We start from the raw sequence: 13467 nt of genomic DNA, 5'->3' as shown, positions 1-13467 counted from the left end.
CGGGCCCCGGTGATTCACCCAGCGGGGCCCGCACTGCATGTGAGGGGAGGTCAGCGGGTGCCGGCTTCCCAGCGGTCGAAACCGCGCTCGCGCACGTGGAACCACGTCTGCGGGGTGCCGATGAGGCCGTCGGCCCAGGAGAGGGCCGCCTCGATGTCGGCGTTGTCGTCGTGCGGGTGGAACGGCTCGTGGCACTCCCCCAGGCGTTCGCCGGTCGTCTTGTCGCCCTTGAGCTCCCAGCCGGGTACGTCGACGTCCACCCAGCCGGGTTCGAGCGTGAAGCGGGGGAACGGACGGGCGGCGGGGGTGGCCGTCTCCGCGGGGAAGTCGGGCAGGTTGGCGGCGCGCATCTTGAGTGCGCGTGCGGCGGCCGGGCCGAAGCGGATCCAGGAGCGGGCGACGGTGCCGTTCTCGTCGGTGGTGTAGGCGACGAGGACGGCTCCCTCGGCGTCGGCCTCAAGGTTGAAGCTGTCGACTCGGCCTGTGATCTCGATGTGGGGGTTCGGCTTCATGTGTGGCAGCCCTTCGGTTCGCTGGACGGGTGGGCGGGCCGGGGCCCGCTCGGGCCCCGGCGGTGGTGCGGTCAGGGGGCGGCGACGAGGTCCCGGATGCTGGGCACCCGGACGGTGGCGCGGCCGGTGCCGGCGGCCTGGTAGACCCGCAGCGCGGCGCCCTCGGGGGCGTCCGGCAGGGCGTAGACCCGGCCGCCGTCGAGGACGGCGAGGAGGCGGGCGCCGTGGCGCTCGCATCCGTGGGCCCCCGCGTTGGAGGAGTCGAGGACGGTCACGGCCGGGGCGCCGTCGCAGGGGGTCGGGTCGGTGGGCAGGGCGGAGGGGCACCGGCCGGTGATGGGGGCGAGTTGGTCGGCGTCGAGGGCCCTGCGCGCGCGGCCGAGGAGTTCGACCTCGACGGCGGCCGTGCCGTTGGGGCGGCGGTAGGCGGACTGGACGACCCCGTACGCGGTTTCTCCGGTGGTGGGGTCGGTCCACTCGATGGCCGAGCCGGGCCGCGTGTGCTCGCCGTGCTCGGCGGCGATCTCGTCCTCGACCCTGCGCAGGTCGGTGGCGAGGCGGTTCCTATAGGCGGACTGCCGGTCGGCGCGCTCCTGGTCGATGGCGGCCTCGGCGGCGACGACGGCGGCCGGGGCGCGGTGTCCGGCGTACTGGGCGCAGTCCTCGCAGTGGGGGGCCTCGTCACCCCAGGGGCGGACGCCGTGGCCGACGGCGGGCCAGGGGCGGACGCCGTGGCGGGCGAGGAGGTCGAGGAAGTCGGCGGTTCCGCGGCGGCGGGCGTGGCGGGTGGCGGCGGGTTCCTCGGACTCCTCGACGAGGAATTCGGTCAGGGCGGCGACGTCGGCGAGGTGGCCGAGGAGCCAGCGCGGGGCGGTCGGCCGATCGCTCGTGATGTGGGCGAAAGCCTGCCGGTAGGGGGCACTGTCGGCCTCGATGTGCGTGTCGGCGAGCTCGGCCTCGTACGCGGCGCGGAAGCGGCGGGGCAGCCGGAGGGGGATCTCATCCTCGGCGGCCGTCTCGGTGGGGGGCTGCTCGCCGAGGACCTCGCCGACGGCATGGAAGCGGCGGAACAACGGGAGGAGGGTCTCCTCCTCGGCGGCCGGGGTCGCCTGGGGGGCCGCCGTGGCGGGGGCCTGCTCGCCGAGGGCCTCGTACCCGGCCGGGGTGAGCTCCCAGACCGTGACGTCGTACTCGACGCTCTCGGTGCCGGCGGTGCGGGTGCCGGTCCCGATCTTCACGGCCTTGATGAGGCCCGCGCGGTGGAGCGAGCGCTCCGTGTTGCCGTGGAGCGCGAGGAATCCGGCCTCGCCGCGGAGCCAGGCGACGACTCGGCGGGGGTTGTCGAGGACGAGGCGGAGGGCCTTGGTCTGGGCGGGGCTGAGCTTCAAGGGGGTTTCTCCTTCGGTGTGGTGTGGCGGGTCAACCATGGCACGACTATGAACACGACTACAAGTTCATCTATGAGTTTGACTGCGAGTTGACCTGAAACCTTCGCTCGGTGTTCGAGGGCTCCGGGTACACCTCTGCGCAGGCCCCAGACACGGCGGCGCCCCCGAGGCCGATTCACCCGGCCCCGGGGGCGCCCGATTCCTGCGGTCAGCCCTCGGACTCGTCGCTCCCGCTCGCCTCGGGCTCGCCGCCCCCGCTCGTCTCGGCAGCGCGCATCAGCCGCTCATGCCGGCGCTCGCCGTAGGCCCCGGCCTCGCGGATGCCGTCGCGGGCGGCGCCGATGCCCTCGCGGCCGACACTCGCGGCGGACTCAACGGCCGAGGCCCCGGCGGCGGCGATCTGCCCGGCGGCGGCGGCCGTCTGCCCGGCGGCGCCCGCTACGGCCGCGATGGCACCGAAGGCGGCGGCCATGGATCCGCCGGTCGCGCGGCCGGCGGGCTTGGCGGGCCCGACGGCCGGGGCGCTGCCGTTCGTCTTGGCCGCGGCGGCGGCGGCGCGGGCGGCGGTCGACTGCGCGGGGCCGCCCACGGCGACGAGCGTCCCCTCGATGGCGCCGCCGTTCTTGAGGACCAGACGGAAGGGCTTGCCCGCTTCGGCCTGGGCGATGGTGCGGAGCTGGGCGGGACTCAGGTTCTCGACGGGAAAGAAGCACTGAGCGCGGCTGCGGCGCTTGCCGCTCTCGCCGAGGTGCATCTCGCCGCATGTCGCGTTGATGCCCTCGTTGGTCGCGATGAGCGTCAGCTCGCGCGGGGTGGAGGTTCCGGGGCGATTGGGGCAGCGGACGGCGCTGCCGCCGATGGTGAGCTTCCGGACCTTGATCGCGGACATTGGGGCGGGCTCCTATCGGTTGGTGATCGTGGCGGTGGCGGTGGCGCGGCCGAAAAGTCCGGCGGTGGCCGTCGCGGTGGCGGTGGCGGTCTGCGTCCCCCGGCCCTGGCGGCGCTTAGCGACGGCGGCGACCAGGGCGACGAGGACGGCCAGGACGACGGCGATCTTCGCGAGGAGGACCAGGGCGGCGGCGAGGGCGGCGGCGGCCTCGGCGAAGACCTTCACGGCGTAGGCGGCGAGGAGGAGCGAGGCGGAGGAGGAGACGAGGAGGAGGGCCGTCGTCTTGGCCCAGCTCGGGACCGTGGTCGTGTCCCGGTCGGCGGCCGGGGCGCCGGCGGGGGCCGCGAGGTCGGCGTACACCCAGACGGTGCGGCCGTCCGCGGTCCGGGCCTCGACGGCGCCCGGGAGAGGGGCCGGGCTCAGGAGCGGGCGGGTTTCGAGGGGGTGACCGTGCATCGGCTCGGGGCGGTAGACGACGGCGGCCTCGGCGCGGGTGTGGGCGGTGTTTTCCATGATCGGCGACGCTCCTTGGCATGGTCGTTTCGCGGGGGTTTGTGACGTCGGTACGGGCCGGGTCGGATCGGGTTACGCCTGGTCAGAGGCCCGTACGGGGCCGGTACGAGGGCCACGGGGCCGGTTCGGTGTACCGGCGGGCCGGGGTCCGTACGGACGGCGTACCGGGCGCTGACCTGCGGCGTTCCGATCCGTACGGACCCCGTACCGGGGTGCATATCTACGCAATTCCGGCGGCGGCGCGGATGTCGGCGAGGTAGTAGCCGTTCGCCCGGCCGCCGCTCGTCCAGCTCCGGACGGCGAGGTTCCACTCGGTCCCGGCGAGGGCCTCGTCGATGGCCTTCCGCAGGGCCGTCCCGCCCGCCCGGACGTAGGCGGTGCGGTCCTCCTCGCCGACACCCAGGGCGGCGGGCGCCCACGTCCCCGGGTCGAGGACGGCGAGGCCGTCGAGGATCTCGGCCGTGGACATCCGCTCGGGGAGCTGCGCCTCCTCGAACACGGCGAGGAGGTCGGGGACGATGCCGCCGACGCGCGCCCGGCGTCCACCGTCGCCCGCAGCCTCCCCGGCGAGGGTGCCGGCGGCGATGCGCAGGGCCCGGCCGCGCTCGCAAATGGCCCGGAACTGGGGGAGGTTGATGAGGAGCGAGCGCATGAACCGGTAGCCGGTCTCGTCGGCGTGAATGCCCATGCCCTTGAACGCAGGGGCAAGATCCTTGGCATTCCAGCCGGAGGCGGAGGAGCCGGTACCGAGAATCGAGTCGCTCATCTGGTAGGTGGCGCACAGGTGGGCGATGCGCTGCGGGATGGCGTCACGGATGGCGGACGGGACGGCGTCGCCGGTCGGCTTCTGCGAGGCGAGGATCAGGACCATGCCGGCGGCGGGGCCGACCTTGGCGAGGTCGGTGAGGGCCTTTTCGATGCGCTGCCCGTACGTGAGCTTGTCGTCCTCGGATTCCTTGTCGGCGCTCTCCAAGTAGCGCTGCACCTCGTCGGCGATCAGCACGAGCGGGTGAATGCCGTAGTCGCGGACGATCTCCGGCGTCAGCTTCCCGTCCGGGCACACCTCGTCGGGGAGCTCGAACAGCTTGTCGTAGGTCTCCGTCATCTCCTTGACGAGGTCCTCAAGAACGTGGGTCAGGCGCCGTACTGCGGCCGTGGTCACGCCGCGGATGTACGCCTCGGCGACGAGGGCCGTCGCCGCCCAGTCCTTGCCGCCCTTGCCGTCGGCAACGACGATCCGGCACGTGGGATCGAGGACCGCCGCGACGGCCGCCGCGCGGGCGGTGAAGGTCTTGCCCTGCCGGGGCATCGCGCCGACCAACAGCCCGAAGAACAGGAGCTCAATGGGGATGATGCGGCCGGTCTCGTCCACGAAGGTCGGGGCGCCCTGCCAGATGGACCACTCCTCGGCGGTCAGGAGCGGGGAGGCGACCGGCTCGCCGCCGAAGGGGTGGGCGTCGGCTACGCGCATGTACACCTCGCCCTCGTGCCCGTCCTGCCGGATCGAGAGCTGGATCGCGTCCACGGCCAGGGCCGCGGCGAGCGGGTCGCGCTTCGCCATGACCTCCTTGGCGGTCTTACCGGCGGAGCGGGGGAGTTCGAAGCGGACCACGGACGCCTTGTCGTCGGCCTCGCGGGCGATGAAGCCCTTCACGGTGACCGACTCGCCGTCGCGGAGGATACCGACGTTGCGGGCCCGAAGCGCGTCGTTGAGGCCGTCCTCGGTCAGCACGCCGGCCCCGGTGAAGTCGACGGCGTCCGCAATCCTGAACGTGCCGTCGGGCTCGCGGCGGATGAGCTCGCGGCGGCCGAGGGCGTACAGCACGCCGAACAGCGGCAGGAGGACCGGCGCGGCCATGACCCATCCCCAGGTCTGACCGAGGGCGAGGACCGCGGCCACGTAGGAGGTGCAGCCGGTCAGGCTGTAGACGGTGACCGGCTCGCGGCGGCGCTGCTTGGCTTCCTTGCGGCGGTCGGCCCGCAGGTCGGCGATGTGCTCGGGCCCGGCCTTGGTGCGGCGGACCTTGTCGGCGATCTCGCCGTACTCCGTGGCCCAGAGGTAGGACCAGGAGTCGCGGGCGGCGACGCGGGCGCCGATGCCGGCGACGCGGGTTGCGCGCCACAGGTAGACGGGCGAGCGAAGGGTGTGGAAGGCGGCGGCGTTGGTCCACTCGGCGCGACGCTGCCGCCAGAAACCCGGGTCGGTGAAGGTCTCCGGGATCAGGGTCCGCAGGTGCCATCCGTCGCGCTCGTCGAGGATTTCGAGGGTGCCGGCGTCCTCGTCGGTGTACTCGATGACGGCGGCCTCGGCGTCGGCCGGGGCGGCGGCGGGCGCCTCGTCGGCCTTGCCCAGGTGCACGGTGCCGGTGGTCAGGTCAGCGATGCCAGCGGGGGTGTGGCGGACCGCCTCGCGGGCGGCCTGCTCGATGCGGTCGAGGGTCTCGGGGTCGCGGTAGGCGGCGAGGTCGACGAGCTGCGCCTCGGTCTCGGGGCCGCGCTCGGTCTCGGTGGTGCTCATCGGGGGTCCTTCCTGAGATACGGGGCCGTCGGCCCGGCCGCGAAGAGGGGGAGGGCGGCCGGGCCCGGGGCCAGTCAGTGCGCCGCGCGCTCGCGGGCGAGGGCATCAAGGGCGAGGTGGAGACGGGCGCGGGCAGTGTCGGAGCCGCAGCCGACGGCCGTTCCCCAGGTGAGGGACTCGCGGGCGGCCTCGGCCGCCTCCCACGCCTTCACGCCGTGCTCGGAGGCCGGGGGGTGGAGCTCGAACTCCAGGTAGAGGAGGCCGAGCTCGGCGGCGCAGCGCCCAAGCTGGGGGTGTCGGTCGGCGGCGTGCTGGTCCGCCTCGGCGGCGAGCTCGCGGGCGATCTTCCGGTAGACGCTCTCGGAGGTCACTTCTTCTTCCCCTCCTTCTCCTTCTTGGCGGCGGCCTCGGCCTTCTTGGTGGCGGCGCGGACGGCCGCGGCCTTGGCGGAGGCCCGGAGCATGGCCGGGCCGAAGAGGATGAGGACGAAGACGGCGGCGCCGATGGCGGCCGACCCCGTCCATCCGGTGTCGGGCGAGAGGGTGATCGTCAGGTAGATGCCGGCGGGCGAGGCGAGGATCAGGAGCCGGGGCGGGGTGTAGGTGCTCATCGGGTCCTCTTCCGCTCGGTCCGGACCGTGTCGCGCAGGGCCATCAGGTAGCGGTAGTTACCGCCGCCGACGGCTTCGCCGACGTTCTTGATGGAGAGCTTTCCGGCGCCGCCGAGGAGGTCGGCGAGGGCACGGACGCGGGCGAGGTCGGCCTCGTCGAGGGGCCCGACGGGGGCCTTCGCGGAGGTCCGTCCGGTCAGGCGCCCAAGGGCCTGCTTCCCTTTGCGCCCTAGGGTTTTCGAGCCTCGGCCACCCTTGTTCGGGCCGCCGTTCGGGCCGCCGGAGGAGGGGCGCGCGGCGGGTCCGTCGTCGCCCCCGTCGCCGCCGAAGACGTCGCGGAGGAGCTCCTCGACCATCACCGTCTCGACCGCCACGCCGTGGGCTGCGGCGAGGGCCTTGTCCGCCTTGCCGCGGTGGGCGACGACACCGGCCGTGACGCCGAGCTCGGCGCCGTGGATGTCGCGCCACGCGTCCCGCCACGCCTGCTCGGTGTCGATGCTGCCGTACGGGTTCGCGGTCTGGATGTCGACGAAGCGGGCGTAGACGGCGGGGAACCGGCGGCGGCGCTTGCGGTCGTGCTTGCGGGTGAGGCGGTCCTCGCGGCGCTGCGCCTTGGTGCGGGTGGCCTTGGTGCCGCGCTCCCGGCCCCAGCCGCGCACCTCCCAGAAGAAGACGCCGGCGTACGAGGCGGCGGCCAGGACCCAGGCGAGCCAGTTTCCGGGCTCGCCGGGGGCGTGGGCGTAGTTGACGGCCGCGGCGAAGGTCGCGCAGGCCCACATGACGATGCGGAAGCGGCCGACGGGGCGGCCCGCCTTCTTCGCGCGCTCGCCGCTCACGGTGGCGACCCAGGCGCCGGCCTCCAGCATCACGGCGAGGCACAGGCTGATGATGCCGGGCAGGTTTTGCCCGTTGAGCGCCCGGAGCTGGAAGTAGAGGGCCGGGACGATACCGCAGGCCATGACGATCAGGGCGCCGACGGTGTCACCCTCGGTGGCGAGCCGGGCGAGGAAGTCGGCGCGGGCCTTCTTCCGCTCGGCCTTGCGGCGCGCGTGCTCGCGCTTGCGCTCGGCGCGGAGCTTGCGCTCCTCCTCGGCGCGGGCCGCGCGTTCCTTGCGCTCCTCCTCGGCGCGGGCCGCACGCTCCTTGCGCTCCTCCTCGGCGCGGGTCTCCTGCGCCTTGCGGGCGGCCTCGGCCTCGGCGAGGCGGTCGGCGCGGTCCTCGGCGCGCTCGGCCGCCTTGTCCTTGCGGCGCTCCTCGTAGAACGTGCTGCTCACTTGGCGGTCTCCTTACGGGCGGCCCGGCGGGGGCGGGGGCGGGCCGGGGTGCAGAGGGGGCAGTGCGGGAAGGTGCGGCCGAGCCGGTCGGCGCGGATGGACTCGGCGCCGAGGACCAGGCCGACGGTGCCGGCGGCGATGCCCTGCCCGACGTGTTCGGCGGCGAGCGAGGCGACGAACCATCCGGCGGTGAGGGTGAGGGCCGCGGTCCCGGTCGCGATGTGGTGGGCGGCGGCGGCGATCCCGGCCGCCGAGACGGCGGGGAAGCGCCGGGCGGTGGCGGTCATCGGGTGGCCTCCTGGTCCTGGTGGCGGTCGAGGGCGGCGCGGGCGGCGCGGCGGCGGTTCTCGTCACGCCAGAGGCGGGCGCACTGGGCGTCGGCGTGGGCGTCGGTCCGGCGGGTGTAGCCGTGGGCGGCGAGCGTCTCCTCGGAGACGGAGCCGACCAGGGCGCACGGGGCGCTCACGGGCGGGTGCGGGGGCCGGGGACCTTCGGGGAGGTCGGCGCGGTCTGGGGTGCCGGTCCGGTCGGCGCGGCCGGGGATGCCGGCGGGGCGGTGCGGGGGGCGGGGACGGTCGCGGCCACGCGGACGGCGAGGCGGGCGAGGAAGGCGGCCCCGGCGAGGAAGGCGGCGGCCTTGGCTCCGGTCACCAGGGCGGTGACGAAGGCCAGGACGAGCGGCGCGGCGAGCTGGGCGAGGCCCGCGAGGACCAGGACCAGGGCCAGGAGGGCGGCGGGGTGCAGCCGGTCGGCGGAGCCGAGGAGGCCGCGGACGGCGCGGGTGGCGGTGCTGCGGGTGATCGTCACGCGGCCCACCGCCCGAACGCCTCGTCGGTCTCGTCGGCCTCGTAGCCGTCGGCGTTGTCGGTCCGCTCCAGCTCGTCCGCGAGGACGAGGAGGCGGCCGTACGAGCGGGGGACGTCCACGAACCCCGTGTCGATCATGTCGACGAGGGCGGCGACGCGGGCGGCCTCCTCGCTGAACGCGTCGAAGAGGGCGGCGGCGTGCTCGGCGTCGCCGAGGCCGTCGGGGATCTCGTAGACGTGGCCGGTGACGAGGTCGACGTCGAGGCCGATCACGGCGGAAACGTCGAGACGGGCGGCCTCGTCGAGGAAGCGGGCGGCCGTGGCGATTCGCGGAATCGGGCCGGTTTCGGGCATGGTGGTGCGCACGCGGATCAACTCCCTGTATGGCGGGTGAGTCGGTCCCGCTTAGCGGCCCTTTCGCGTCTCTCACCACGCGTTAGGGCCGCGCCTGTTAGGGCAGCGGGTCATTCCTGCCGCTCGCCATTCCTAGGAATGGGGCGGCCGGTAATGACGATGACACTCCGCGGAACCCCTGTCAACCATTCCTAGGAATGTGCTGTACTGAATGCACCCGACGGGAGGAGTGGGAGGCATGGCCGGTAAGTGGAAGGCGTTGGCCGACAGGCTCGAACGCGAGATCAACGAGGGGGTGCACCCGCCGGGGGCACCTCTGCCGCAGATCCTCGATCAGGTCGCGGCCGGCGCGGGATCGAAGGCGACCGTGAGCCGCGCCTATCAGGAGCTTGAGGCCAAGGGGTTGGTGACCTCCCGCCGCGGTCACGGCACCGTGGTGCGGGATCGCAGCCGCGTACGGGTGCCGCTGAACCGCTATGAGCGCGTCCTGAGCCCTGGCGGCAGCCGGGGCCCCTGGGAGACGGCGACCGCAGACCAGGGCCTAGACGGGCGGATGGAAGTGGCGACCCCGGCCGCCGAGACGCTCGAAGCGCCTGCCGATATCGCCCGCCTCCTGGGGCTGGACCCCGGCACCGAGGCGGTACGTCGGCAGCGGCGCGCGATGATCGGCTCGGACGTCATCGCCCTGCAAGATGCCTGGTACCCGCTCGACGTCGCCCAGGCCGCCGGCCTCGACCGACCCGACAAGATCACGGGCGGTGTTCTTGGCGCCCTCGTCGGTGCCGGCCTCGTTCCGGCCGAGGCGGACGAGTACGTGACCGCCGAGGAGCCGACGCCGCAGCAAGCGGCGCAGTTGGCCATAGGAGTACGGGTTGCGGTCCTGGTGGTCGACCGCGTCACCCGAGACCGCACCGGCCGGGTAATCGAGCTCGTCCGGGTCACGGGCGCGGCCGACCGGCTGCAACTGGTGTACTCGCCCCTGCCTCTCAGGGTCCGCACCCCGCGTTCGTCCCGCCCCCAGTCCCCCACCGACCAGTGACCGCCGCGGCCGGCAGGCACGCCCCCGGCAGCGGCGGGCCCCTCCGGCACGCCCCCTGATCACCTGATCGCCCCACCGCCTACGACCGAGCGCCCACCTCCTTCCGGGGGTGGGCGCTCTCGCGTTTCCCGGCGCCGCACCGCCGCCCGAACGGGTGGTTTCCCCCCTCGCGCACGCGGGCGCAGTCTGACGGAATGAGTCCAACTCATGGCGTTTCAGGGTTACTTGACGCTTTTGCGGTGGCCTGTCACATTTCCATCCCGCCCACCCCGGGCGCACCGAGAGAGAGGTGTCAATCACCGATGGCGCGACTCACCGAGTACACCGAGCGGCAGGCCGCCGGGCGGCTCCGCGTTCCGATCACGGCGTTCCGCTGGGCCGTGCACACGGGGGCCGTTCCCCGGCCGGACGCGTCGGCGTGGACGTGGTCCCGTGCGGCGGTCGAGGCGATGAGCCGGGACGCCGTCGCGGCCGGCATGCCGGGCGAGCCACTGTCCGGCCGGCAGGCTGCGGATCGGATCGCCGAGGCCCTCGGCACGCCGAACGTCCCCGGCGAACCCAGGGCCGTGACGGCCTTTGTCGCACGGCGGCTCATCGCGGCCGGGCTGCTCACCGAGTTGTCCGGCAACCCAGGCGGCTCCCTCCTCAACCCCGCCCAGGTGGACGAGGTCTGCGCCCGCACCGACCTGCCCGAGCTCGTCGCGGCGAACTCTCCGCTCGGGCCGGACCAGGCCGCCGCCCGCCTCGGCGTGCGCCGTACGGACTGGGATCACATGGTTCGCCTCTCGTGGATCGCTCCGACGGAGTGGCGGGAAGTTGAGTTCGGAACCAGTCGGGCCGGGGCAGTCGATGTACCTCTCTACCGGGCGGCCGAGGTCGACGGCCTGCCGGCGGCTCACCCCGAGGTGGATTGGCCCGCGCTGCGCGCCGTCGGCAAGGGGCGCCGCTCCCCGCTCGCCGGGGTGGGGAGGTAGTCCTCGCCCTCCCTCGCGGCAGACACGGTGAAGGCCCCACGCAGGAGCGTGGGGCCTTCACCGTGTGTCGGTGCCGCCGGGCACGGCAGGCGGGCTCTCAGAGGTGCCGCTCGCCGGGCCGGGGAAGGCCGAAGGCGAAGCGCAGCCCCTCGCGGAGCGAGGCATCCGGCTCGCGTTCGAGGCGGTCGAGGAGCTCCTCGGACGGCCCCCATGGCGCGTCGGCGTAGTGGAGGCGGGCGGCCTCGTCGGCGCGCAGCTCGAAGCGGCCCATGCCCACGCCGCTCGGGTCGGCGTTCACGAGGCCGGACAGGGTGGCGAAGGTGGGCGGAGCGGCCAGGGGGTGTGCGATCAGGACGTACATGCCGACGTCTGCCCGGACCAAGGCATGGCCGAGGTCGGCGGGGAACGGGTCGGGGAAGGGGAATTCGTCGGCCTCGGCGAGGGCCTCAGTCAGCGGGTGGTGGTGCATCTGCGCCCGCGTGCCGGTGAGCGACAGGTACGCGCGCTGTCCGCTGGACCGCTCCACGAGGTGGTGCGCCATGTGCTCATGCAGGCGCATCGCGCGGATGAAGTTCCGGAAGGGGACTGCGCCTGCCTGGGCGCTCGGGTCTGCCGGGTCGGGGTGGTACCACCAGGAGATGACGACGGGGATGTTGTCGCCGCTCTCCGGGGACTCGGTGACCTCGAAGGCGGTGTAGAGGCGATCGGGTACGTACACGGAACTCTCCGGAGGTGTCTGCGATCAGGAGCCGCCCGCGACGGCGGGCACGACTGCGGCCGGTTGAGACCACCCCCGCAGGTGCGGGGAGCAACACCCGGTTGCCCGGGTCGTCTGCATCATGGCATGCGCCACTGACACCGAGCCCAGGAAGACGGAAGGGCCCCGCGTAGACGACGGGGCCCGTTCAGTCGCGGAGGTGCGGCCGTGCTCTCATCGGGCGGGCCTGGGGTGGCCGTAGTCCTCTACTCGCCCAAGGCGGGGCACTTGTCGTCGTGAATCAGGTATCCGCCACCGTACGGGGCCTGATCACTTTCGGGGACGAAAGGGTTTCCACAGTCGGGGCACAGGTCATCGCTCACCGGGAACTGCGGTGCCGATCCGGCGATGGGTCCTGCCGGGCGAAGGCGGAAACCGACGTTCCCGGCGCTCTCGTTGACTTCCTCGTACAGGATGCCGGCGGCGTTGAGCTGCGCCCGGGTCATGTCGAGGGCGGGCGTCTTGCCCAGCCTCGACCGGCCGGCGATCAGGGCGCGGGCCTCGGGGGTGAACAGGTCAGCAGCCTCGCCCCACAGCGGAACGAGCGGGAGCTCGCTGCCGTGCGGGACGAGTTCGGGATCCATGCGGGTCCTTCCGGAGTCAGGCTGTGGCGTCCACGGCGAGGGCAGGACGAGTCTGATGCTCGACGGCGGCGGCGGCCTGCCGGGGGATGGTGAGGACGGCCCCGAGGAGGGCGCGGGCCTTGGCATGGGCGGCCTGCCGCTCGTACTCACTGCCGCGGTCGTCGAGGGCTTTCTCAAAGAGGGCGCGGGCCTTGCTGACCGCCGCACGGTCGGAGGCGGGCAGGTGGGCGGTTCCGGTCTTGCGCGCGTGCTCGTCGGCCGTTCGCCATGCCGTTTTCAGGTTGCTGACGGCCTGCCGGTAGGTGTCGAGGTCGACTCCACGCCGGGCGTCGTCGGCCGCGTCGAGGGCGTGCAGGAGGGCGGCCGTCTGGGGGACGGTGACGTCGTCGAGGGCGGGGCGGTCAAGTACGGCGAGGATGTCGCAGAGGTAGGCGCCGTAGGCGTCGGTCACCTCGTCGTGGTCGGACTCGATGGCGTGCCGGCGGGCCTGGGCAGCGGCGTCGGCCTCGCGGACAGTGCGCCGTTTACCCTGCCGCCGCTTGCCGAGGCGGACCAGGCCGAGGACGGCGAAGACCGCGGCGAGCGCGGCGGGCACGCCGAGCAAGAGCCACGGCAAGACGGACGGGGCTTCGACGTGACGGACCGGGGTCGACTCCCCCGCCGGCCCGATGATCCAGCCCCCCAGGGTGTCGAGGTTGGAGAGGACTCCCACGCCGAGGAGGCCGAGGCCGAGCGCGCGCAGTGCGGCGCTCACCTCGCCCCGGGCCCAGGCGTGGAACCCGCCTACCGCCCCTGCGATGGCGGCAGCCGGCACGCCGAGATTGACGAGCCACTCCGTCCATTCCGCGATCATGCCGCCCGCTGCCCGCGGGGCTTGCCGGTCGTCCGGCCGCGGGGCTTGGCCGCCGCCCGCTGCGCCTTGGCCGCCTCGCGCTCCTCGGCGGCCTTGTCGAGCCAGCCGGGGTGCCGCTCCTCGATCAGAGTCCGGAGGTACTGGGCGGTGATGCCGGCCTCGCGGGCAACGGCGCTGAGGTGGCCGTACGCGGTCGACGTAGTGGCTTCCTTGACGGCCTCTTCAAGTAGGGCGGCCTTATCCTTCGCCGCCTGCTCCTCGGACGCCTCGGACTTGGCTCGCAGCTTGGCGAGTGCGCTCTTGGGGGTGCTGGTCATGCCCCGAGGATGACACGTAAGGAGTTCCGCTACAAGCCAGACTTGTAGCTGAGGTGAAACTGTGGTTGAGTGATCCCCG

Annotated in this window: 18 protein-coding genes; 2 read left to right on the top strand and 16 right to left on the bottom strand. The window is 73.5% G+C overall.

Annotation, left to right across the window (positions count from 1 at the left end):
- Window positions 1–50 precede the first annotated feature (50 nt).
- The 12 genes from ACIGW2_RS32925 to ACIGW2_RS32870 form a co-directional block, all read right to left on the bottom strand.
- Window positions 51–512: a hypothetical protein gene (locus ACIGW2_RS32925; RefSeq protein ID WP_399847747.1), complete on the bottom strand. Its 462-nt coding sequence runs from the start codon at window positions 510–512 to the stop codon at window positions 51–53.
- A 71-nt stretch (window positions 513–583) separates the two neighbouring features.
- Window positions 584–1900, bottom strand: coding sequence for a hypothetical protein (locus ACIGW2_RS32920; protein ID WP_399847745.1), 1317 nt, complete (start codon window positions 1898–1900; stop codon window positions 584–586).
- Window positions 1901–2108: 208 nt separating this feature from the next.
- Complete coding sequence (locus tag ACIGW2_RS32915; RefSeq protein ID WP_399847744.1) at window positions 2109–2789, bottom strand: hypothetical protein; 681 nt, start codon at window positions 2787–2789, stop codon at window positions 2109–2111.
- A 12-nt stretch (window positions 2790–2801) separates the two neighbouring features.
- The gene (locus ACIGW2_RS32910; RefSeq protein ID WP_399847743.1) at window positions 2802–3302 is read right to left on the bottom strand and encodes a hypothetical protein; all 501 of its coding nucleotides are present in this window, start codon (window positions 3300–3302) and stop codon (window positions 2802–2804) included.
- 220 nt (window positions 3303–3522) lie between these two features.
- Window positions 3523–5820 carry a hypothetical protein gene (locus ACIGW2_RS32905; protein WP_399847742.1) on the bottom strand — a complete coding sequence of 766 codons (2298 nt, stop codon included), beginning with the start codon at window positions 5818–5820 and terminating at the stop codon, window positions 3523–3525.
- Window positions 5821–5894: 74 nt separating this feature from the next.
- Window positions 5895–6191, bottom strand: a complete 297-nt coding sequence (locus ACIGW2_RS32900) for a hypothetical protein (RefSeq protein ID WP_399847740.1) — start codon at window positions 6189–6191, stop codon at window positions 5895–5897.
- A complete protein-coding gene (locus ACIGW2_RS32895) occupies window positions 6188–6430 on the bottom strand; it encodes a hypothetical protein (protein WP_399847738.1) in 243 nt (80 codons plus the stop codon). The genes ACIGW2_RS32900 and ACIGW2_RS32895 overlap by 4 nt, the downstream gene beginning before the upstream one ends.
- On the bottom strand, window positions 6427–7704 hold the full coding sequence (locus ACIGW2_RS32890; RefSeq protein WP_399847737.1) for a hypothetical protein: 1278 nt from the start codon (window positions 7702–7704) through the stop codon (window positions 6427–6429). The genes ACIGW2_RS32895 and ACIGW2_RS32890 overlap by 4 nt, the downstream gene beginning before the upstream one ends.
- Window positions 7701–7991 (bottom strand): hypothetical protein, encoded by a 291-nt coding sequence (locus tag ACIGW2_RS32885; RefSeq protein ID WP_399847735.1) that lies wholly within the window; start codon window positions 7989–7991, stop codon window positions 7701–7703. The genes ACIGW2_RS32890 and ACIGW2_RS32885 overlap by 4 nt, the downstream gene beginning before the upstream one ends.
- Window positions 7988–8170, bottom strand: a complete 183-nt coding sequence (locus ACIGW2_RS32880) for a hypothetical protein (RefSeq protein ID WP_399847734.1) — start codon at window positions 8168–8170, stop codon at window positions 7988–7990. The genes ACIGW2_RS32885 and ACIGW2_RS32880 overlap by 4 nt, the downstream gene beginning before the upstream one ends.
- The gene (locus ACIGW2_RS32875; RefSeq protein WP_399847732.1) at window positions 8167–8511 is read right to left on the bottom strand and encodes a hypothetical protein; all 345 of its coding nucleotides are present in this window, start codon (window positions 8509–8511) and stop codon (window positions 8167–8169) included. The genes ACIGW2_RS32880 and ACIGW2_RS32875 overlap by 4 nt, the downstream gene beginning before the upstream one ends.
- Complete coding sequence (locus ACIGW2_RS32870) at window positions 8508–8876, bottom strand: hypothetical protein (RefSeq protein ID WP_399847730.1); 369 nt, start codon at window positions 8874–8876, stop codon at window positions 8508–8510. Before ACIGW2_RS32870 ends, ACIGW2_RS32875 begins: the two co-directional genes overlap by 4 nt.
- Window positions 8877–9102: 226 nt before the next feature.
- Between ACIGW2_RS32870 and ACIGW2_RS32865 the strand changes: the two genes are divergently transcribed.
- Both ACIGW2_RS32865 and ACIGW2_RS32860 read left to right on the top strand, forming a co-directional pair.
- The gene (locus ACIGW2_RS32865) at window positions 9103–9903 is read left to right on the top strand and encodes a GntR family transcriptional regulator (protein ID WP_399847729.1); all 801 of its coding nucleotides are present in this window, start codon (window positions 9103–9105) and stop codon (window positions 9901–9903) included.
- Window positions 9904–10205: 302 nt separating this feature from the next.
- The gene (locus ACIGW2_RS32860) at window positions 10206–10877 is read left to right on the top strand and encodes a hypothetical protein (protein WP_399847727.1); all 672 of its coding nucleotides are present in this window, start codon (window positions 10206–10208) and stop codon (window positions 10875–10877) included.
- A gap of 97 nt (window positions 10878–10974) precedes the next feature.
- On the opposite strand, the gene ACIGW2_RS32855 is transcribed toward ACIGW2_RS32860, so the two are convergent.
- The 4 genes from ACIGW2_RS32855 to ACIGW2_RS32840 all read right to left on the bottom strand — a co-directional run bounded on the left by ACIGW2_RS32855 (window position 10975) and on the right by ACIGW2_RS32840 (window position 13388).
- Window positions 10975–11595 (bottom strand): hypothetical protein, encoded by a 621-nt coding sequence (locus tag ACIGW2_RS32855; RefSeq protein ID WP_399847725.1) that lies wholly within the window; start codon window positions 11593–11595, stop codon window positions 10975–10977.
- Window positions 11596–11840: 245 nt separating this feature from the next.
- Complete coding sequence (locus ACIGW2_RS32850) at window positions 11841–12218, bottom strand: hypothetical protein (protein ID WP_399847722.1); 378 nt, start codon at window positions 12216–12218, stop codon at window positions 11841–11843.
- Window positions 12219–12234: 16 nt separating this feature from the next.
- Complete coding sequence (locus ACIGW2_RS32845; protein WP_399847720.1) at window positions 12235–13071, bottom strand: hypothetical protein; 837 nt, start codon at window positions 13069–13071, stop codon at window positions 12235–12237.
- On the bottom strand, window positions 13068–13388 hold the full coding sequence (locus ACIGW2_RS32840; RefSeq protein WP_399847718.1) for a hypothetical protein: 321 nt from the start codon (window positions 13386–13388) through the stop codon (window positions 13068–13070). The genes ACIGW2_RS32845 and ACIGW2_RS32840 overlap by 4 nt, the downstream gene beginning before the upstream one ends.
- Window positions 13389–13467: the final 79 nt, after the last annotated feature.

This window comes from Streptomyces sp. NPDC053541 (genome assembly GCF_044544705.1).
Taxonomy (GTDB): domain Bacteria; phylum Actinomycetota; class Actinomycetes; order Streptomycetales; family Streptomycetaceae; genus Streptomyces.
This window is presented reverse-complemented; position numbering and strand designations above follow the sequence as displayed.